The sequence below is a fragment of the Actinomadura syzygii genome (assembly GCF_008085905.1).
Taxonomy (GTDB): Bacteria; Actinomycetota; Actinomycetes; order Streptosporangiales; family Streptosporangiaceae; genus Spirillospora; species Spirillospora syzygii.
Map to the genome: position 1 here is coordinate 246,972 of NZ_VSFF01000005.1, position 19,845 is coordinate 266,816.

The following is a 19,845-nucleotide window of genomic DNA, read 5'->3' on the forward strand; positions in this document are numbered from 1 at the left end:
GTCCCCCGGGCGCGGGGCTTACCGGGAGAGGGCGGCGTTCAACTCGTCCAGGAAATGGGAGACCGGGCCCAGGGTGACGAGTCCGCTGCCCGCGCCCGCCAGTTCCCCGGCGGCCGGGCGGAGCCGCTCGTGCGCGCGTCGCATCGTCGCGCGATCGTCCAGCTTGACCGCGGCGCGGGCGGTGAGCGCCCAGAGCGCTTCGAGCAGCAGGTCGGCGGGAGGTTCGGGTGTTTCGCGCAGCGCCTCGGCGGCCGCGTCGCGATCGCCCCGCGCCAGCAGGACCAGCGGCCGCGCCCACGGCTCGTACGGCCCCCAGTCGGCCGGGCCGGTCGGCGCGGGACGCCCCTCGCGCACGCACCGGCAAAGCAGGGCAAGCGACGGCAGACCGTCCTGAAACCCGGGCATCCCAGAGCCGTCCAGCCGATCGACGGCCGCCCGGTAGGCGGCCTCCGCGCCATCCCCCGACGCGGCCAGACGCAACGCCCGATACCAGGCCGTGAACACTCCCACCAGCGGACGCTCATGCCGCTCGGCCAGCCGTTCCACCGCCGCCGCGTGCCCGTCCGCCGCCCCGAAGTCGCCGAGTGCGCTCCGCGCCTGCATCCGGATGAGATGTCCGAGTACCTGGTGGTTCGCCAGCTCGTGCCGTTCCGACAGCGCGACCAGCTCGGCGCCGATCTCGTCCCGCCGCGCCGCGAGCCCCGCCCGCTCGAACGCCTGCATCCACACGCCGTTCAGCGCGAAGGCCAGCAGGACGGGATCGTCCAGGCGGCGGGCGATGCGCTCCGCCTCGCGCGCCGCCTCACGCGCGCGCCGCGAACCGGTGCCTCGCGACTCCAGCGCGACCGTCGCCAGCAGGCGGGCGCGCGTCGCGTCCGTCCCGCCGGACGGGAGGGCCGCGAGGGTGCGCTCGGCCGCCGCGACCAGCTCGGCGGCCTGGCGCGGATCGTCCGACCGCGTCCAGACCGCCGGGACGTCGTACGCGCCGATCACCCGCGCGGTCAGCTCCGCGTCCCCGAGCTCCTCCGCCGCCGCGACCGCCGCCAGGCGCCGCTCGCGCGCCGCTTCGAGCCCGCCGCCGCCCGTCACCGCGAGGTCCCGCAAGATACCGACCGTCGACTCCAGCCTGGCCCGCGCGCCAGAAGCACCTGACCCGACCGTCCGGTCATAGACGGCCGCGGTGTCCGCCCAGACCCGCGCCGCCGCGTCCTGCCCCTGGAGATGGTCGGCCTGGCGGAGGACGTCCTCCTCCAGTTTTCGCAACGCTGGCCCCGGGTCGATGCCCAGTTGCTCTACCAGCAGCCCCCGTGCCCTTCGGAGGACGGTGAGGGCGTCTGCCTGGCGTCCCGTCCGGTACAGCGCGAGCGCCAGCAGCCGCCAGGCGTCCTCGCGCCAGGGATGCTCGGCGGCGTGCGCGTCCAGGTCGGGAACCGCCTCGGCGGCGCGCCCGACCGCCAGCATCGCCTCCGCCCGCCGCTCGACCGCGTGCAGCCGCAGCTCCGTCAGCCGCGCGCGCTCGGCCCGCGCCCAACTCTCGTCGGCGAAGTCGGCATAGGCGGGGCCGCGCCACCAGCCGAGCGCCTCGTCCAAGATCCCGAACGCCTCCCCGGACGGACGGTCCGTCGCCACCGCGCGCTCGAAACGCCAGGCGTCCACGTCGTCATCTCCGGCCCGCAGCGCATACCCGGGACCCTCGGTGACCAGCGTCCGGGACGGCGCGCGCGGCGGCCGGTCCGGCTCCAGCGCCCGCCGCAGCGCCGCGACGAACGTCCGCACCGCGCCGACGGCGTCCGGCGGCGGCGCGACCCACAGGTCGTCGACCAGCCGCGACACCGGGACGACCCGTCCGCGCGCCACGATCAGCCGCGCCAGCACCGCCCGGTGCCGCGGGCCCTTCAACGCGACCGCGCGCCCGTCGCCGTCCCACGCCGCGACGGGCCCCAGCACCCCGAACAGGACGTCCACCCAGGCAACGCTACTCATCCGATGCTCATTCACGGGGTGCAGCCTGGGGGACATGGAGAACATCACTGGATTCGACTACAAGCGCGTCCGCGTCGCGGACGATGTGTCCTTGAACGTCGCGGTTGGCGGTAGCGGAAGCCCCATCGTCCTGCTGCACGGCTTCCCGCAGACCCACCTGATGTGGCGCCACGTAGCCACGGACCTGGCTGCCGACCACACCGTCATCTGCCCCGACCTCCGTGGGTACGGCGCGAGCGACAAGCCCCTTGACGGCTACGCCAAGCGCACCATGGCCGAGGACATCGTCGCCCTGGCCCGCGCCCTCGGCCACGACCGCTTCGCCCTGGCCGGACACGATCGCGGCGCCCACGTCGCCTTCCGCGCCGGCCTCGACCACCCGTCGACGATCACGCACCTGGCCTGCCTGGACATCCTCCCGACCCTGGACATGTGGGACGTCATGCACGGCGCCAGCGCGGCGGTCGGCTTCCACCTCTACCTCATGGCCCAGCCGCCGGGACTCCCCGAGCAACTCATCGCCGGAGCACCGGACGCCTTCTTCGGCCATTTCCTCGACCTGTGGACGAACGACCCGTCCGCCATTCCCGACGACGTCCGCGCCGCCTACCTGGCCGCCTCCCGCGCCGCGATCCCGTCGATCGTCGCCGACTACCGCGCGACCGCCGGAATCGACGTCGAGCACGACCAGGCCGACCGTTCAGCGGGCAACACGCTGCGGATGCCGGTCGCCGTCCTCCAGCAGGACTGGGGCGCCGCCCTCGGCTACGACGCGGCGGCGGTATGGCGCGCCTGGGCCCCCGACCTGCACCACTCGACGGTCACCTGCGGCCATTTCATGGCGGAGGAGGCGCCGTCCGAGATCACCAAGGCCCTCCGCGACCTCCTGGCCCGCTAGGTCGGCCAGACCAGGCACTTCGCGCTGCCGGACGCGATACGGCCCGCCTCGACACCGAAATGGACGACCTGGAAACGCACCCGGTAGCCGTTGCCCACCATGTCGGCGGTAAGGCTGTAATGGACGAACGTCGCACCCTCGCTCGCCACGTACTCGGCGATCGGCCCCGCCGACACGTCCCCGCCCGACTCGGCGTGCTCGATCGCCCGCGCCTGCAATTCCGTCCCCGGCTGGAGCCCCTCCACCCGGACATTGGCGGTCAGCGCATACCGAGCGGGCCCGATGATGAGGGACGGCCCGCCCTTGTCCCAATGATGGTGCGCCGAGTCGCCATACTCCCTACCCCAGTTGACGGTGACCCACTGACCGGCCGGGAGCTCCTGCACCTGGTCCATTCCGACGGACACGTAGTCCGGCATGTCGTCCTCCTCGATGTCGTCGGCGGGCATCCCGTCCCGCACCCAGGCGTACAACTGGTCGCCGGGGCAGTTCGTCGAGTACACGTCGCGGTGCCCGAGCTTGCGGAGCGACCGCCCGGCCCGCCGCACGGCCTCGTCGTACACCGCCCGGATGGCCCGCTTCGCGGCCGGGGTCGCGTCCCCGTCCCGCCCGATCATGCACACGCCGATCCCGGACGTGTTGTGCCCGGGCGCGTGCGCCCCGACGACCAGCCAGCCGCGCCCCTCATAGACCCGGCCGTCGACGTCGACGAGGAAGTTGTAGCCGATGTCGGCCCAGTTCCGGTCGTCCATGTGAAAGTCCTGAATGGACCGGACGGACTGCGTCGTCGGCCCCTCGGAGTAATGCACGACGAACTCGGAGCGTTCCGCCCAGGTCACCGTGCTGCGGGCCCGAGGAGCACGCGCTCCCCACTCCGCCCGGCTGATGATGTCCACGGTCGATCCTCCACCTAGCTCCCGGTTACGCCCGAAAAGCGTAGGCCCACTCGACCGGCGCCCGACCTCACCCCCCGAATTCAAGCCCCACCCGCAGGCCGCGACACATGCTTCCCACCAATCCCGGCCTTACACACCCGCCTTGCCTACCAGGGAGGCCCACCCTGAGTAGCCGCCCAAACCCACACGTAAACGATGAACCCGGCCGCCACGAGCCCCAACAACAACTCCCAGTTGACCGACACCCGCCCCCGCCGCCCCCGATGAACCATTCCGCTCCCCTTCCCCCGCCGCCCACTCACCCCCTGTAGCCGAACACCCCCGAACTAACCCCACCGCGCTCCCACGTTCTGGCGAACGTCAGGCTTGCCGCGCCCAAGCACTATGCCGAGCCCGAGCCTCCAGGAGGAGGAGCGCACGAAGCTGCTCCCGCGTCCGCCCCCTCGTCTTCACGGCATGGCAGTTGGGACAGAGCGCGATCATTTGAATCGGATGGTCACGCCCCCACTGCCCCCGATCCTGGACGTGATCAACCTCAAGAATGGGATCACCGTTCTGATTGACATCATCGGGCTGCCCACTACACAACGGATTCTCACAACGCCCCCCACTGCGAATCAGCACGGCCCGAACAGCAGCCGCGGACCGCACAGGCTGCTCCCGCGCACTGCGCGTCGTACGGTCATGATCCCCACGGGCTTCAGCGGCCTCAACCGTCAAGCAAAGACTCCAATAAAGCTCAACCGACTCAGAACCCCGAGCCACCGCGCCGCCCCTGCCAGGCCGCACCCCTACCCTCGCCAGCAACCCTTCGGGAACGCTCCCGCCAAAGAACCGCCCACCAAGCGCGGCAACAGCCTCCACCCGCGCGGCTTCGCTCGACGCGAAGAGCTCATAAGCCCAGACCGCAAGCCCACAATTGGGATTCTGCTCATCAAGCCATGGAACCGGATTCCCGTGCGCCGCCGGAACGTCCCCCACATGCCCCTGCAATTCCCACAGTTCCGTACGAGCCAACGCCAGAACGGGAAATTCGGGAGTCAACCGTGAATCAGGCTGCCCGTACTCGCGCATGAGGTCGCTCAGCTCGAATCGCGCGTCCTGCCACGGCACCAGACGCGGCCGCCGGTTCGCGGCCCTCCCCATCGCCCAGAGAAGCGTTATCGGCTGATGCCGAACGGGCCTGTCAGCGCTACCAGCAGTGCGCAACGCCCCGAGCAGCTCCACCATCCGCCGCCGAGGCGAAGCCGGCTCATCGACGACCACTTCGAACCCCAGCCGCTCAAGAAGCCGCCCAACGGTCAGCCGACCACCAGAGAACTCATCCGCAGACAGCGCCCGACCCGTCACATACCGATGCGCCACCCCCACGATCGCCTTGGAGTCGTAGTAGACGCCCTCGTGAACGAGGAAGTACCGACGAGCGGGATCAAACCCGTACTCCTCAAGAAACCGCCCCCGCCCAACCCGATCACACTCCGCGACGGCCTCAAGCACAGCCTCCCGCGTAACAACCGACAGATCCACCCATACATGATATGTCCGGAATCTGGCGAGCTGCACTAGTACTCGCGAATAAGGGGAAACCCCGGTAGCGCCCGTTTCCCAACAGCATCGAAGGCGCACTCTCTCCTGCGGCCAAGGAAACGAACAAGACCATCTTCGCCGTCTAGGCCCATCCTCGAAGAGGTCGCGCTGCAGGTCCGCTGGGCGACGACAAGGTTGCCGAAGACCGCTCGAAGGATCGAGGGCCTCGGCTAAAGATCTTGGTCGGCTAGTACTTCCTGGATTTGACTCATTGGCCATGTGGTGTCGATGATTGGGGGAGGCGGTCCCGAGGTCCATAGGCGAGTCGTCTCAGGGTGATGCCGTTCAGGTGCAAACAGGAACCGCACTTCTCCTCCGTGCACCTTCAGCCTTTCGATCCTCCACTCTTGCTCCCACTCGAACTCGTACTCGGTGTCCCTGTAGGGGCCAGGGAAGTCGATGTAGGGGGTGAGATTCCAGACAGGATCGTCTTGGCTTTCGGGTCGCCCATCTTCCCGACTTGCTTTTTCTACCAAACTCTTGAGCTCTTTCACCACGGGCGAATCCTTGCGCAGGTACCACACTGGCGCGCCCCCGGCCATCGCCACGGCGCGTTTGTCATAACCGACTCCGAATTCGCCGCGCCGTTCGACGAGACGGGAGAGGTAGTCGAGAGGAATCTCGCTAAGGCATACTGATTGCTGGGGCACGTCGAGGTCTTTGACGTGGCGGGCGGCGCCGAACCTGCGTGAGGCTTGGAGTTCGCCGTCCGCGAGAATCCGCCCAAAGGCAACCCTGCTCGTGAGATGAACGAGGTACTCCGACATGTCACGCCACGTGTCGTTACCTCGGAACCCTAGAGCCATCAGGTGGCCCCTAGCGGTACGACGTGCCGGGACGGTGTGAGGCGGCCGCCTTGCAGTTTCTCACGCACGTGTATCAACGGCTCCTTCGGACTTCGCCTACCAACAGCCAGGATGATCTCATATGAGTGCACTTGACCGAAAGGGTGCAAGCTGTAAGAAGTGGTGTTCCCGGCCATCCCAATGGCAGATGAGGTTGCCCGCGTGACCGCTCTGAACGAACAGCGAGGAGAGGCGGACCTTGCGGCCATCATGTCTTTCCATCCGAACACCCTGGCTTAAAGCCAGGTGCCAACCACCGTTCTGACTCCGGGAGTATGCGGGTGACGTTGCGTCAGATTGGCGGCAGAGGGCGATTCTGACCTTGGGATGACGGGGCCCGACCCTCGGGCGTGCTTGATCGGGTCCTACGTGGGGGCGGATGGAGGTCAAACGATCAAAAGGCCGGTTCCCTTGTGCTGGGAACCGGCCCTTGAGCTGGGACTTCTCTGTCGGGGTGGCGGGATTTGAACCCACGACCTCTTCGTCCCGAACGAAGCGCGCTGCCAAGCTGCGCTACACCCCGGTGGTGGCTGCCCGGGAGTCGTACGTTCTCCCGGCGCCTAGTACACCTTAGCGGATGGCGGGGGGTGGTGCGTCCCTAATTAGCTGGGCGGCGGGCGGTGAAGCCGGCCACGGCGCCGTTGGGGGCCAGGTGGACGTCGGTCAGGCCGGCCGTCGTCAGCCAGGTGCGGAGGTCGGTGAGGGTGCCGGACGGGCCGAAGTAGCCCCGGCGGCGGAGGAGGGCGTAGAGGGCGTCTGTGCGGCGGCTCGTGCCGAGGATGAGGGTTGTGCCTTGGAGGGTGCCTCCGGGGCGGAGGACGCGGGTTAGTTCAAGCACAGCGGCGGCTGGGTCGGGGAGGCAGTGCAGGCCGTTGTAGGTGACGCAGGCGTCGAAGGTTTCGGAGGGGAAGGGGAGGGCGTAGATGTCGGCCTGGACGAGGGCGGACGTCTTGCGGCGGGCGCGGTCGAGCATCGTGCGGGAGAGGTCGGCGGCGATGTGGCGGGGGTTGTCGCGGACGGCCACGCCGCCGCCGCAGGGGATGTCGAGGGTGAGGGCGGCCGGGTCTTGGGCGGCGATCGCCTGGTGGAGGTGGCGGATGTCGTAGTTCCAGAGGAGGCGCGCTCCGAGGCGGGCGAGGAGGGGGTTCTGGACGACGCGGTCGTAGCCCGTGGCGGAGCGGCGGTCGGTCCTCCAGCGGGAGGGCATCAGCGGGGGACGAGGGTGAGGAGCGTCGCCTCGGGCGGGCAGCAGAAGCGGAAGGGGGCGGTCGGGGACGTCCCGAGGCCGGCGGAGACGTGCAGCCAGGAGCCGCGGTGGCGGTGCAGGCCCTTCACGCGGGGGCGGTCGATGCCGCAGTTGGTGGCGAGGGCGCCGTAGAAGGGGACGCAGACCTGTCCGCCGTGGGTGTGCCCGGCGAGGAGGAGGTCGTAGCCGTCGGCGGTGAAGCGGTCGAGGTTGCGGGGCTCGGGGGCGTGCATGACGCCGAGGTGGACGTCCGCCCGCGGGTCGACCGGGCCGGCGATCTTGTCGTAGCGGTCGCGGTCGATGTGGGAGTCGTCGATGCCGCCGAACTCGACGTCCAGGTCGCCGACCTTGAGGCGGCCGATGCGGTTGTTGAGGTCGAGCCAGCCCGCGGCCTGGAGGGACGAGCCGAGCTCGCGGTAGGGGAGGTCGGGTTCGCGGCGGCGGCGGGAGTAGTCGGACTTGCTCGTCCGCCAGATGTAGCGGAGGGGGTTCTTGAAGCGCGGGGAGTAGAGGTCGTTCGAGCCGTAGACGAAGACGCCCGGACGGTCGAGGAGGGGGCCGAGGGCGTCCAGGAAGGGGCCGATGGCGTCGCGGTGCGAGAGGGTGTCGCCGGTGTTGACGACGAGGTCGGGCTCGAGCGCGTTCAGGGAGCGGACCCAGTGGATGAGGCGGGACCGTCCCGGCGTGAGGTGCGCGTCGGAGATGTGCAGGATCTTCACGGGCGGGCGGCCGGGCGGCAGCACCGGAACGTCCACCCGGCGGAGGCGGAACCAGTTCCGCTCGATCACCGAGGCGTACCCGAAGGTCGCGGCGCCCGCGCCCAGCAGGGCGAGGGGGACGGCGTGAAACTTTCGCACGCCTCCATGCTTCCAGAGATGTGCACCTCTCGGTAATCCCGATGCGGCTTCCAGTGCGGCCGGATGTGGGGGGACCCCGCCGGGGACGGGCATCATGTGGTGCATGACCTTGAAGGAGAAGCTGGAGACCGACCTCTCGGCGGCGATGAAGGCGCGGGACGAGGTGCGCGTCCGCACCCTGCGCAGCGCGCTGACCGCGGTGAAGAACGAGGAGGTCGCCGGTAAGCAGGCGCGCGAGCTGTCCGACGAGGACGTCGTCAGGGTGCTGACCCGGGAGGCGAAGAAGCGGCGCGAGGCGGCGGCCGCGTTCGGCGACGCGGGGCGCGACGCGCAGGCGCAGGCGGAGCGGGACGAGGGCGTGGTCCTGGACGAGTACCTGCCCGCGCAGCTCGCCGACGAGGAGCTGACGGCGCTGGTGGCGGACGCGATCGCCGCGACGGGCGCGGCCGGTCCGCGGGCGATGGGGCAGGTCATGAAGGCCGTGAACCCGAAGGTGGCCGGACGCGCCGAGGGCGGCCGCGTCGCCGCCGAGGTGAAACGCCAGCTCACCGTGTGAGAGGGGCCCGGCGCGAACGCCGGGCCCTCCCCGTTGCGTTCAGCGGTGTCGCTGGCGCCGCTCAAGCGCGTCGGCGCGGGACCGGCGCGACGGCGCCAGGACGTCGACCAGGACTCCCGCGCCTTCGCCCGGGGCTGCGTTCCATCCGCGAAGCTTGTCCGCCACCTTTCTCAGAAGCGCGGCGTCGGGGCGGACGTCGATCTGGAAATGCGATTCGGCGGGGGCGGCGAAGTCGCCGCCCCATTTCACGGCCCCCTCGCAGTCCGCGAGGATGTCGCGGATCGTGACCAGTTCGTGCGGGAAGAAGCCGCCCTTCGCCCCGTCCGGGTACCAGCCGGGGCGGATGTCGATCGCGGTGCCGGACGAGTGGTTGCTCTCCCAGCCATGCTCGAACAGCAGGCGCGGGGGCTTGAACCCGATGACGTCGCCGTTCTCCAGTGTGCCGATCTCGTAGTGGAAACGGCGGATCACGTGGGTGAGCACGATCGCGGCGTCGCCGATGCGCAGCGCGACCGAGACGTCGCTGCCGGGCACTTTCTTGGTCCAGATGGAGCCCCCGGCGTCGGCCCTCTTCTCCATCGACCAGCCGTTGGCGCTGCGCCTGCCCGTTTCCACTCGGGCCCTGGCCTTCTTGATGGACTTCTTGAGGGCGGCTTCCTTCTTCGGACCGGGGCCAGGGGCCGCGGCGGCGGGGGCCGCGAGCGCGCCGATGCTCGATCCGGCGATACCGGCGACGACGGCGGCGCCGGCCGCTCCTTGGAGTACTGCGCGTCTTGTGGGGCTGTCGTCACTATTCATTGCAGGACGGTCCTTTCGACGGTTAGCGCCTTCCGACGGTTAGCGCCACCCGAGGCGAGGGTCGGCGATGACCAGGAGGCCGGGCAGGACGAGTAGGGCGGCGGCGATCGGCCAGAGCCACTTCCCGCCGAATGGCCATATCCGCACGAGGAAGTAGTTGGCGACGCCGGAGATCGCCGCGAATGCGAGCAGGAACAGGCCCGCGTACGTGAAGGGGAGCAGGAGTCCCTCGTCGAAGGTGGTGTCGCGGTGTCCGTAGCCGAGGTCCGCGACGACCGTGTTCTTCAGCACGTACCACGTGATGCCGATCGGATATATGCCGATGTATCCGAGAAGGAGATTCACGCCCAGGACCGCCGTGAGCACAACGGCGTAGTGGGACGGGCGGCGGCCAGGACGCAAGGTGAACGTCCCCTCTCGGATCATTTTTCCCGCAAGGGCTTGTTGAAGCTCTCGAACACCCGGTAGAGCCCGAGCCGCTTCTGCCCGTCCGCTTCGGCGTCCGGACCTGATCCCTGGTAGCGGACCAGAACCCGGAGTGTGTTGGCATCACTGTAATCAAGGCTCGGACGTGGCGCGCCGACGTCGTTGGCGCCCCAGATGTGCACGTGCGGGACGACGCCGATATTGAAATCGGGCTCGGTGTTGAGCTTCTGCCAAATCGGCCAAAGGTCGGCCTCCTTGGCGGGGTTCAGTTTCGGCACGTTCAGGATGCCGAGGTCGACGGAGTGGTTCCGCGCGGCGATGGCGGTCGCCGCGAAGATCTGGCCCAGCCCGGTGCTTCCGTCGATCTTGCCGCCGATGCCGTTGTTGTAGTGCTGGCGGACCAGTTCGTCGGACGCGATGTCGAGATCCGAATAGTGCCTGATCTCCCAGAGGAGCGGTACCTGGATCAGCGACTTGCGCATTCTCAGTGCGCGGGCCAGGTTGGTGATGAGCCGGTCGTAGGCCATGAGTATCCGGAACGACTCCTCGGTGGAGTACGGCTGGCCGATCCCGGATTCCTCGATCCCGATCGTCGAGAAGTAGTGCCGGATGTCGGAGAGCAGCGTGCCGAGGTACTGGGAGTCGAAGGGAACGTCGAGTTCCTCGGATATTCCGGGCGGGACGACGCTGTTCTGCCCCTGGTCGCGTCCGGAGGCGATGTCGTTGTCGATCTCGATGCGCCGGTCGCCGGAGCCGACGGTGATCGTGGCGATCTGGTCGAAGGCCCAGTCCTCGGGCATGGGGTAGCCGAGGTTGCCGCTGAACCCGGTCGACATGTCCGAGACGAAGCTGGCCGAGGTCAGACCCTGGCCGCCGACCCGGCTGCACACGTTCCGGGGCCCGTAGATCCCCATCGTGTAACCGCCGCCGTACTCGTCGATGGACTGCTTGATCCCCCGGAAGTGCGGGATGATGTTGCTGGTGACATCGGCGTCGATCGCGTCGTAGTCCACGGCGAAATAGATGCGCGTTCCCGGCTTGAACCCGTGGTGCCGGGCCCACACGATGGCGTCGAAACCGTCCGCGGCGCCCTGCTTGAAGTTGAAGTAGGAGACCGCGCCGCCGTAGGTCTGGTAGATCGGGAAGACCCGGAGCCCGTGGCCGAGGATCGTGGTCAACTCGAACGGCTGGATCATCTTGTTCAGCGTGGTGCCCGCGACATTGCACAGGTAACGGCCGACGATCTGGTAACCCGCGTCCTTCAAGGCGAGAGCGCGCGGAGTGTTGACCTCGGTGACGCAGTCGAACGCCGTTCCCTTCCGGGTCGAGTCGCCGGTGGAGACCAGCAGCGACGCCCAGGTCTGGAAGTCGCCCTTGCCGGTGACCGGGAGTTTGACGAACTGCTGGAACGCCGATGCCGCGCTGGCGAGTGCGCTGCCGAAGGAATCGGTGAACGTCACGCCGTCCCGGCGGTTGAAGATCATCGCTGCGCTGAAGAGGTTCACCCATACCCCGGTTGAGCCGGTGGAAAGGGTGTTCTGCTTCAGACCGTCCTTCGTCGCCGGGCCGAAGACCCCGTTGGCGACGTCGTCGCTCATCCCCAGCTCGTACTGGATGACGAACATCAGGGCCTTTTGGACGTCCCGCGAGAAGTGTCCGTCACACGGGATGACGAAGTAGTTTCGGCGGTTGATGTAGCGGGCGTTCATCCAGCGCTGGATGGTACGCACCGTGCCGGATCCGCCGCTGATGACGACATAGGCGTCCATGTTGAGCACGCCTTTGAAGACCTTGGGCGTGGTCGCGTCGCCGGGGAAGGCGTCCGAGACCCCCATGTCGGTCTTGAGTTTGGTGACGGCCGCCGCCACGCGGTCGTTGTAGATGCCGTCGATCTCACCGCCGTCGTACCCCTTGCAGTACAGGCCCGACTGCAGGATCCGGATGATGTTCGCGGGTGGGACCGAACTGCGGCTGATGGTGGGCCATTTCGACTGGAGGGTGCTCAGCGTGGTGGGTCCGAAACTGTCGGAGAGGGAGGTGAGGCCCAATTCGTGCTGAAGGCACCGCGTGAGGGCGTACATCGTCGACCAGCCGGTGACGCCGTCCTCGTCGACGTGTGGGATACCCGGCACGCCGTTGTAGACGGTGTTGATGAAGCGCTGGGCTCTGCGGACCATGTCATCGGCCATCTCGATACTCCTCCTGGAATATTGCCGAGGGCTTCCGGGGAACTGACTGGTACTGCGCGCCTAGCGGGGTGCACACCTAAAAGTCAGGCGGGTGTTTCGCCGACGAGGGGACGGGCGCCCGACGCCGGCTCCGGCGCGGCCGCCTCTTCTCTGGCGCGGCGGCGGCCACGACGGTGGTCTCGACGGTGATCTAAGGGACGGTGATCTAAGGGACGGTGTCGGTCGGCGGCTCCGTCAGAGCCGGGGCGTTTCCGACCTGGACGCGGAGGAGCTTCTGGATGTCGCGGATCACCTCGCCGTGGGCTTTGATCTGGCGACGCTCGTAAGCGGAGATCAGCGCCTGCAACACCCCGGAGAAGTTCACTTCGGCGCGGCAGCGCTCATCGGTGGTCGCCGTCTTCAACTCGGCGGCGCCGGGCTTGTGGCGTTCTCCGTTCTCGGTCGCGTCCGCCCAGCGGGGATCCCCCTCGGCCGAGTCCGGGGAGGCGTAGTTCAGACCTGACCTCGCCATACAGGCGCTCCATTTTCCGAGCAGTGTGCGGAATCTGCGGTCGGAGCGTGCCTGGAAGTTGGCTTGGATCTGGAAGTACTCGATTCCCTGTTCCGGCTGAACGCTCGGGTCTTTGGGGTCTACCTGGACACGAGGCCCGCCCGCGTTGATCTTCTGTTTGAGGGCCGCGTAGCATCCGCCGGGCGGAACGGAAACCCCGTTGATGCTCTTGACGCTCCCCTCGAAAACCGGCATCTGGTCCGGTGGAACGATGAAACCCCGCCTTCCGTTCCGGGAAGCGGCGGCAAGGTCGGCGTTGAAGCCGGGCGGCCCCTGGTACCCGTACCGTCCGACCTCCTGGATCGGAATCCAGGACAGGAGCGTCGCGTTTCTCGGGTACTTCGGGACGTGCGCGCTCGGCACCGGGAAGGTGAATCCATACCGTTTCATGCAGGCGCGGAGAAAAAGACCGGAAGCCCGCTCGATTCGGACGGATTCCTCCATTGAGGGTTTGTAAGCGTCCAAAGGCAGTGACAGTTGGGAGCCGGTCCGCGGCGTCGGGACCGGCCCCAGCGGAGGCTCTCCGCCGGGGCCGGAGCCGGACGAACACGCTGTCAGCCCCGCCATGACGGTCCCCGCGACGATGGCCCCCGCGACGATGGCCCGCGCGATGAAGGCCCGCGCGATGAAGGCCGAGGTGGCGGCCGTCCGGACGGGACCGCGGTCCATCAGTAGGCGACCGCAGGGCCGTAGAAGACCTCGCTGTTCCGGACGACCTTGGCCTGGACCCGGTTGGCGTGCGGGTTGTCGACACCGGGCGTGTAGGCGTCGCAGAGCGTATTGCTGCAACCCGTGTACTGGTAGGCGGACTTTCCGTCACGTCCACCGCACTGGTACAGGGTTCCGTTGCTCGCGTTCCGCCAAATCAGAGCGACCCCTGAAGTGGCCGATCCCGACTTGTAGAGCTTGGCCCAGGCGTACCAGACGCCGTTGACCTTCTTGTCGTTCACCTGCATGTAAGCGGTGTTGTTGATCTTGGCGCGGGTGCCGGACACCAGATGGCTTCCGCTTCCGGGATTCTTCAGCCACGAACCGCACCACAGCGGCGCGGCGGAAGCGGGCGCGGCCAGTGCGGTCATTCCACCCGCGACCGTACCGACCGCCACCACCGCGGCGGCGATCCTCCGCGAATTCACGCTGCTCAATGAGAACACGAGGCCCCTCCTCGCTAAGAGATCATCTCGGGGGTGATCATGACTAACCGTGTTCCGGTTGGTCAAGCGACTATTTCGGAGACACTTCGCTGATCTTCCGCGGTGCTGGAATGTGTGGTAGCTCGAACGCGCCCGGAAATCGCGGCCGCGACCTGCTGAAAAGCCGAAGCCCCCGCGCACCGCGGAGCGGTGGCGGGGGCTGGAGCCGCTGTGGAGCCGCTATGGAGGCGGCGGCTGTCCGGAAATGGTCAGCCGTTACCTCAGCGTGGCCAACCCGTCCCGGGCGGGCCGTTGCCGTGGCCCTTCTTACCGCTGCTCACATAAAGGATGACGGTGGCGCCCGACGGGATTTCGGTGCCGGCGTCCGGAGATGTGGACACGACCGTTCCCCGCGGCTTGTCCGAGGGGACGGAGCCCGACGCCACCCGCACCTCCAGGCCGGCGCCGGTGATCGCGGCCTTGGCGGCGGCGATCGTCGCGCCCTCCACCTTCGGGACGCGGACGGTGTCGCCGAAGCTCTGGGACGGGGTGTTGAAGTTCGGCGCGGGCTTGCCGGAGAGGGCGCCGCGCATGCTCTGCGACCAGATCGTCAACGGCTGGTCGGCGCCGAACACGCCGTACACCTTGTAGCGGTAGGGGCCGCGGAAGTCCCAGTAGGCGGCGGCCGCGGCGAGGTTCGGGGTGTGCCCGGCGAAGACCGCGCAGGAGTGCTCCTCACAGGTGCCGGTCTTGCCCGCGGCGGGCCTGCCGATGCCGCCGATCCGCCGCGCGGTGCCCTTGGTGAGGACGCCCTGGAGGATCGAGTTCACCTTGTCGGCGACGTCGGGGTTCAGCGCCTGGCGGCACTCCTGCTTGGGAAGCTTGAGCTTCTTGCCCTGGGCGTCGATGACCTCGGTGACCGAGATGGGCTCGCAGTACTTCCCGCGCGCGGCGAAACCGGCGTACGCGGCGGCGAGGTGCACCATGTCGATCTCGTTGGTGCCGAGGACCTGGGAGGGCACCTGGAACAGCGGACGGCCGTCCGCCCGCTTCATGCCGAACTTCTCGGCCATCTTCACCGCGTTGCACAGCCCGACCCGCTTCTCGAGCTGGGCGTAGAACGTGTTGACCGAGGCCCAGGTGCCGGTCTTGAGGTTGTAGCCGCCCGCCTCGGCCGGGTCGGCGTTCGTCGGGCTCCAGGGAGCCGTCCCGTCGCCCTTGCAGGTGCTGAGCCCGGCCACCGTCGTCCTGTTGCCCGAGTTGATCGACGTGCTGACCGGGATGCCCTGGCTCAGCGCGGCGGCGAGCGTGAAGACCTTGAAGGTCGAGCCCGCCGACACCCCGCTGCCTCCGCCGTGCGCGGCGTCGGCCGGCAGGTTGATGGTCGTCCGGCCCTTGCCGGGGCCGAACCGCTTGCTCACGCCCATCGCCCGGATGCCGCCGCTGCCGGGCTCGACCATCGCCTCGACGCCGACGCGGCTGCCGCCGGGGGCCACCGTCTGGCGGAGCGACCGGTCGACGGCCCGCTGGTCCTGCATGTCGAGCGTGGTGCGGATCGTGTAGCCGCCGCGGTTGAGGTCGTTGACGTACCTCTGCTGCTGCTTCGGCTTGAGCTGCCAGTACTTGCCGTCCGACAGGATGTTGAGCATGTCGTACTTCACGTACTCGCAGAAGTACGGCACCTTGCTGGACTCGCAGCCGCCGACCGGGTCGGTGCGGTTGAGCTGGATCGGCTTCGCGGCCTCCGCGTCGGCCTGCTGCTTGGTGATGTGGCGGAGCTGCGCCATCCGGTACAGGACGATGTCGCGCCGCTTCCGCGCGTCGTTGGGGTTGCGGATGGGGTCGTAGGCCGTCGGGTTCTGCGTGATGCCCGCGAGCAGCGCCGCCTGCCCCAGGCTGAGCTGGGACGCCGGGACGCTGAAGTACCGCTTGGCCGCCGCCTGCACGCCGTACGCGCCCGCGCCGAAGTAGGCGATGTTCAGGTAGCCCTCAAGGATCTGGTCCTTGCTGTAGCGCTGCTCGAGGTCGAGCGCGTAGCGCAGCTCGCGGAGCTTGCGGCCGACCGTGGTCGCGGTGGCGTCGCGGTACTCCTCCTGCGTCCGGGCCGCGTCGACGAGCAGGTTCTTGACGTACTGCTGCGTGAGCGTGGACCCGCCCTGCGTCTGCTCCGACTCGACGTTGGAGGCCAGCGCGCGGATCGTGCCCTTCAGGTCGAGGGCGCCGTGCTGGTAGAAGCGCGAGTCCTCGATGTCGATCATCGCGGTGCGCATGATGGGCGCGACCTGGTCGAGCCGGACGGACTCCCGGTACTTGTCGAAGAACGTGGCGATCTGCTTGCCGGTCGCGTCGTACATCACCGTCTTCTCGGACGGCGGCGTCGTCTTGAGGCGGCTGTCCATGTCCTCGAAGTTGTTCGCGGCGTCGCGGGCCGTGAGGCCGGCGCTGCCGACGCTCGGCAACGCGATGAAAGCGACAAGGACACCCGCCAGTACCCCCGCTCCAAGCAGCCTGAAGAGCGTGGACGCAGCTTTGACCCGATCAGTGTTCGCAACCCGCACGGGGTCTAGAGTACGCGGGACGAGCTGTGCATTCGGGACAGGTCTCCCGAGGTCGAACGTACCGCCCTCCGGTTGGCCGGGACGTACGTCCGTTATGCCCTCATGATGACAACCCGAGCCGTGTCTGGCGCGTCAACTACAGGTAACTAGTCCGTTCCGGCGGTATGGCCCTGGTGGGCTATATCGAGAATGGGCCCATCGGGGGCTGTTGAATCGTCCCTCGCTTCCGTAAGTTCTTCCCCACGGCTTTCGTTTGGCGGCCTGACGTCCGCGCCCGTCCGGCCAAGGAGCGCAAATCGACACAGACCCTAGGGGAGTGGGGCCAAGATGTGGATCACGGATTGGACCGCCCGCGCCGCCTGCCGTAACGCGGATCCGGACGCCCTGTTCGTGCAGGGTGCGGCGCAGAACCGGGCCAAGATGATCTGCCGCGGTTGTCCGGTGCGCACGGAGTGCCTCGCCGACGCCCTCGACAACCGGATCGAATTCGGTGTCTGGGGCGGCATGACGGAGCGGGAGAGGCGCGCGTTGTTGCGTCGGCGGCCGGACGTGCGATCGTGGCGCGACCTGCTGGAGACCGCCAAGGAGGAGTACGAGCGGTCGGTCGAGGTCGAAGAGCAGGAACTCGTCGCCAGTTGAGGCTGCGGCTCGTCCAATAAAGCGTGGCTTCGGGCCCGCACCGTTTTGGTGCGGGCCCACAGCCGCGTCCATCCCGGTGGCTCATTACGGGTGGACGCGGGTCACCGTCCAGCCGACGATTTTCGGTGCCCGGACGAGGATTGATGAAAAATCCTCGCTTTGGCAGGCCGACTTGCCGGGTTTGTGCTTTTCGGTGATCGAACCCGTGCCAGTTCGTTGGGGCTGCGCCGCGTGCTGTTCCGGCCAGTGAAATGGGCACGGCGACGCCTTGCGCAGGCTGGGCGGCGGCGTGCGTGACGTTCACCCGACGCCGAGCCGGGCGGCGGCTGGTCAGGCGACGGCGGACGGCGGGGTCGTGGGAGCGGCGGCCAGGTCTTCGCCCACCCAGCGCAGGCCCTCCAGGTCGTGGACGTCCTCGGGCTGCGCCGGGACGGCCGTGACCGGCACCGTCGGGTGCGTGGACGCGAAGTGGTCGCGGAGCCGCTCCTCGCGGGCGGCGAGCTGCATGCGGTCGGTGTGCATGCGGAGCAGCGCGGCGGTCAGCTTGTGCTCGCCGCGCTCTTCCAGCGTCTCGGCCGCGGCCTGGCTGCGGGCCGCGGACAGGACGTCCGCCCCCGGTTCGTGCACCCGGTTCACGACCAGCCCGGCGAGCGGCATGCGCTCCTCCGCGAGCCGTTCGACGAAGTAGGACGCCTCGCGCAGCGCGTCCGGCTCGGGCGCGGCGACGACGAGGAACGCCGTGCCGGGGGTCTGCAGGAGCCGGAACGTCTTCTCCGCCCGCTCCCGGAACCCGCCGAACATCGTGTCGAACGCGGCGACGAACGTCTGCACGTCCCGCAGGAGCTGGACGCCGAGCACCTTGTTGATCACGCCGGTGAACATGCCGAACCCGGCGCTGATCACCTTGACGCCGAACCGGCCGCCGGTCTTGGCCGGGGCCGCGAGGATCTTCATGAAGCGGCCGTCGAGGAAGCGGCCCATGCGCTCGGGGGCGTCCAGGAAGTCGAGCGCGTTCCGGGACGGCGGGGTGTCCACGACGATCAGGTCCCAGGCGCCGGAGCGGTGCAGCTGGCCGAGCTTCTCCATCGCCATGTACTCCTGCGTCCCCGAAAGGCTGGACGACAGCGACTGGTAGAAGGGGTTCGCCAGGATCTGCTTCGCCCGGTCGGGGTCGGCGTGCGCCTCGACGATCTCGTCGAACGTCCGCTTCATGTCGAGCATCATGGCGTGCAGCTCGCCGTCGCCCTCGACCTCGATCTCGCGCGGGTTGTTGTCCAGCTCGGACAGGCCCATCGACTGGGCGAGGCGGCGGGCCGGGTCGACGGTGAGGACGACCACGTCGCGGCCCCGCTCGGCGGCGCGCAGGCCGAGCGCGGCGGCCGTCGTCGTCTTGCCGACGCCGCCGGACCCGCAGCACACGATGATCTTCGTGCGGGGGTCGTCGAGCAGCGCGTCCACGTCGAGCGCGGGCGGGGTCTTGCCGGTCGGGCTCATCCGTTCACCTCTGCCGGTTCATGAGAGGCCCCCGATCACGCGGCGCCCTGGGCGCGCAGGGCGGCGGCCAGGTCGTAGAGGCCCGCGAGGTCCATGCCGTCCGAGAGCAGGGGGAGCGTGTAGCGGGGGCGGTCGATCGCCTCCAGGCGCTCCTTCTCGCGGCGCTGGAGGGCGGTGCGGCGGGCGTGGTCGGCGGCCTCGGCGGCGAGCACGGCGGCGATCGACTCGGCGTCGTGCTCCAGCCCGGCGGCCTTCACGCCGCGGACGATCTCGTCCAGGTCGAGGGCTCCGGCGGCAGCGGCGGCGAGGTCGTCCTCGGTGAGGACGGGCGGGTGCTCCATGTTCACGATGACGCCGCCGATGGGGAGGCCGACCTCGGTGAGGTCGTGGATCCCGTCCATGGTCTCCTGGACGGGCATCTCCTCCAGCAGCGTGACGAAGTGAACGGCCGTTTCAGGGCTGCGCAGGACCTTCATCACGGTGTCGGCGTGGTTGCGGACGGGCCCCATCTTCGCCAGCCCGGACACCTCGTCGTTCACGTTGAGGAACTTCGTGATCCGGCCGGTGGGCGGGGCGTCCATGACGACGGCGTCGTAGATGAACGAGCCGTCCCGTCTCTTGCGGCGCACGGACTCGCTGGTCTTGCCGGTGAGGATCACGTCGCGCAGGCCGGGCGCGATGGTGGTGACGAAGTCGACGATGCCGAGCTTGGTCATCGCCTTCCCGGCACGCTTCAGGTTGTAGAACATCTCGAGGTACTCGATGAGCGCCTCTTCGGTGTCGACCGCGAGGGCGTAGACGTCGCCGCCGTCCGGGGCGACCGCGACGCGGCGCTCGCCGTAGGGCAGCGGCGGGCAGTCGAAGAGCTGGGCGATGCCCTGCCGCCCCTCGACCTCGACGAGCAGGACCTTGCGTCCTCCGGCCGCCAGGGCGAGCGCCAGCGCGGCCGCGACGGTGGTCTTGCCCGTCCCGCCCTTCCCGGTCACCACATGGAGGCGTACGCCGTCCCAGTCGGTGTCTCTCGCGCTCACCCGATCGACCATATCGCTCACCCGACGGACACTTCAGACCGCGCCCGCCCCTCTGCAAGTGATCCCTGACACGGTTCGTTCAAGATCGTTCGCTTGGACGTTGTACTTCGGCTTGCCCGCGCGGTTAGCTGGAAAACGTGAACCGCCCTGCGGGAGGTT

The 19,845-nt window shown here is 68.6% G+C and carries 17 protein-coding genes and 1 tRNA gene; 3 read left to right on the top strand and 15 right to left on the bottom strand.

The features are described 5' to 3' along the window. Positions 1-18 precede the first annotated feature (18 nt). Complete coding sequence (locus FXF65_RS13770) at positions 19-1,983, bottom strand: AfsR/SARP family transcriptional regulator (RefSeq protein WP_222868550.1); 1,965 nt, start codon at positions 1,981-1,983, stop codon at positions 19-21. Positions 1,984-2,017: 34 nt separating this feature from the next. On the opposite strand from FXF65_RS13770, the gene FXF65_RS13775 reads away from it, so the two are divergent. Then, positions 2,018-2,881: an alpha/beta fold hydrolase gene (locus tag FXF65_RS13775; protein WP_148350313.1), complete on the top strand. Its 864-nt coding sequence runs from the start codon at positions 2,018-2,020 to the stop codon at positions 2,879-2,881. Here the strand turns inward: FXF65_RS13775 and FXF65_RS13780 are convergent. The 6 genes from FXF65_RS13780 to FXF65_RS13805 all read right to left on the bottom strand — a co-directional run bounded on the left by FXF65_RS13780 (position 2,878) and on the right by FXF65_RS13805 (position 8,312). Further along, positions 2,878-3,777: an N-acetylmuramoyl-L-alanine amidase gene (locus FXF65_RS13780; protein ID WP_148350314.1), complete on the bottom strand. Its 900-nt coding sequence runs from the start codon at positions 3,775-3,777 to the stop codon at positions 2,878-2,880. The two genes, FXF65_RS13775 and FXF65_RS13780, sit on opposite strands and share 4 nt — an antisense overlap. 360 nt (positions 3,778-4,137) lie before the next feature. Next, positions 4,138-5,622, bottom strand: coding sequence for a phosphorothioated DNA-binding restriction endonuclease family protein (locus tag FXF65_RS46400; protein WP_483902921.1), 1,485 nt, complete (start codon positions 5,620-5,622; stop codon positions 4,138-4,140). Continuing rightward, positions 5,535-6,131 carry an abortive infection system antitoxin AbiGi family protein gene (locus FXF65_RS13790; RefSeq protein WP_187412273.1) on the bottom strand — a complete coding sequence of 199 codons (597 nt, stop codon included), beginning with the start codon at positions 6,129-6,131 and terminating at the stop codon, positions 5,535-5,537. Before FXF65_RS13790 ends, FXF65_RS46400 begins: the two co-directional genes overlap by 88 nt. 527 nt (positions 6,132-6,658) lie before the next feature. Next, positions 6,659-6,732: transfer RNA gene (locus FXF65_RS13795), tRNA-Pro, on the bottom strand. A gap of 75 nt (positions 6,733-6,807) precedes the next feature. Then, entirely contained in the window at positions 6,808-7,416 is a 609-nt protein-coding gene (locus FXF65_RS13800) for a class I SAM-dependent methyltransferase (protein WP_187412274.1), read from the bottom strand. Next, positions 7,416-8,312 carry a metallophosphoesterase gene (locus tag FXF65_RS13805; RefSeq protein ID WP_187412275.1) on the bottom strand — a complete coding sequence of 299 codons (897 nt, stop codon included), beginning with the start codon at positions 8,310-8,312 and terminating at the stop codon, positions 7,416-7,418. Before FXF65_RS13805 ends, FXF65_RS13800 begins: the two co-directional genes overlap by 1 nt. 103 nt (positions 8,313-8,415) lie before the next feature. On the opposite strand from FXF65_RS13805, the gene FXF65_RS13810 reads away from it, so the two are divergent. Then, complete coding sequence (locus FXF65_RS13810) at positions 8,416-8,868, top strand: GatB/YqeY domain-containing protein (protein WP_148350316.1); 453 nt, start codon at positions 8,416-8,418, stop codon at positions 8,866-8,868. Between the two features lie 39 nt (positions 8,869-8,907). Here the strand turns inward: FXF65_RS13810 and FXF65_RS13815 are convergent, their stop codons facing one another. From FXF65_RS13815 to FXF65_RS13840, 6 genes are all read right to left on the bottom strand, one after another. Continuing rightward, positions 8,908-9,666: a M15 family metallopeptidase gene (locus FXF65_RS13815; RefSeq protein ID WP_148350317.1), complete on the bottom strand. Its 759-nt coding sequence runs from the start codon at positions 9,664-9,666 to the stop codon at positions 8,908-8,910. Between the two features lie 39 nt (positions 9,667-9,705). After that, a complete protein-coding gene (locus FXF65_RS13820; protein WP_148350318.1) occupies positions 9,706-10,011 on the bottom strand; it encodes a hypothetical protein in 306 nt (101 codons plus the stop codon). 77 nt (positions 10,012-10,088) lie between these two features. Next, a complete protein-coding gene (locus FXF65_RS13825) occupies positions 10,089-12,281 on the bottom strand; it encodes a glycoside hydrolase domain-containing protein (protein WP_148350319.1) in 2,193 nt (730 codons plus the stop codon). Between the two features lie 205 nt (positions 12,282-12,486). Then, complete coding sequence (locus FXF65_RS13830; RefSeq protein WP_148350320.1) at positions 12,487-13,026, bottom strand: hypothetical protein; 540 nt, start codon at positions 13,024-13,026, stop codon at positions 12,487-12,489. 473 nt (positions 13,027-13,499) lie between these two features. Beyond that, entirely contained in the window at positions 13,500-13,967 is a 468-nt protein-coding gene (locus FXF65_RS13835; RefSeq protein ID WP_148350321.1) for a hypothetical protein, read from the bottom strand. 278 nt (positions 13,968-14,245) lie between these two features. Then, positions 14,246-16,423 (bottom strand): penicillin-binding protein, encoded by a 2,178-nt coding sequence (locus FXF65_RS13840; protein ID WP_148350322.1) that lies wholly within the window; start codon positions 16,421-16,423, stop codon positions 14,246-14,248. A gap of 426 nt (positions 16,424-16,849) precedes the next feature. Here FXF65_RS13840 and FXF65_RS13845 point away from each other — a divergent pair, with 426 nt between their 5' ends. Further along, positions 16,850-17,161 (top strand): WhiB family transcriptional regulator, encoded by a 312-nt coding sequence (locus tag FXF65_RS13845; protein WP_067893986.1) that lies wholly within the window; start codon positions 16,850-16,852, stop codon positions 17,159-17,161. 330 nt (positions 17,162-17,491) lie between these two features. Here the strand turns inward: FXF65_RS13845 and bagB are convergent, their stop codons facing one another. Both bagB and bagA read right to left on the bottom strand, forming a co-directional pair. After that, complete coding sequence (gene bagB, locus FXF65_RS13850; RefSeq protein WP_148350323.1) at positions 17,492-18,655, bottom strand: ATPase BagB; 1,164 nt, start codon at positions 18,653-18,655, stop codon at positions 17,492-17,494. Between the two features lie 35 nt (positions 18,656-18,690). After that, positions 18,691-19,686 (bottom strand): ATPase BagA, encoded by a 996-nt coding sequence (gene bagA, locus FXF65_RS13855; RefSeq protein WP_148350324.1) that lies wholly within the window; start codon positions 19,684-19,686, stop codon positions 18,691-18,693. Positions 19,687-19,845 lie beyond the last annotated feature (159 nt).

Coding starts and splice junctions, on each gene's coding strand:
- FXF65_RS13770 (WP_222868550.1), bottom strand. CDS start 1,983: ATGAGTAGCGTTGCCTGGGTGGACGTCCTGTTCGGGGTGCTGGGGCCC.
- FXF65_RS13775 (WP_148350313.1), top strand. CDS start 2,018: ATGGAGAACATCACTGGATTCGACTACAAGCGCGTCCGCGTCGCGGAC.
- FXF65_RS46400 (WP_483902921.1), bottom strand. CDS start 5,622: ATGGACCTCGGGACCGCCTCCCCCAATCATCGACACCACATGGCCAAT.
- FXF65_RS13790 (WP_187412273.1), bottom strand. CDS start 6,131: ATGTCGGAGTACCTCGTTCATCTCACGAGCAGGGTTGCCTTTGGGCGG.
- FXF65_RS13800 (WP_187412274.1), bottom strand. CDS start 7,416: ATGCCCTCCCGCTGGAGGACCGACCGCCGCTCCGCCACGGGCTACGAC.
- FXF65_RS13810 (WP_148350316.1), top strand. CDS start 8,416: ATGACCTTGAAGGAGAAGCTGGAGACCGACCTCTCGGCGGCGATGAAG.
- FXF65_RS13815 (WP_148350317.1), bottom strand. CDS start 9,666: ATGAATAGTGACGACAGCCCCACAAGACGCGCAGTACTCCAAGGAGCG.
- FXF65_RS13825 (WP_148350319.1), bottom strand. CDS start 12,281: ATGGCCGATGACATGGTCCGCAGAGCCCAGCGCTTCATCAACACCGTC.
- FXF65_RS13830 (WP_148350320.1), bottom strand. CDS start 13,026: ATGCCGGTTTTCGAGGGGAGCGTCAAGAGCATCAACGGGGTTTCCGTT.
- FXF65_RS13845 (WP_067893986.1), top strand. CDS start 16,850: ATGTGGATCACGGATTGGACCGCCCGCGCCGCCTGCCGTAACGCGGAT.
- bagB (WP_148350323.1), bottom strand. CDS start 18,655: ATGAGCCCGACCGGCAAGACCCCGCCCGCGCTCGACGTGGACGCGCTG.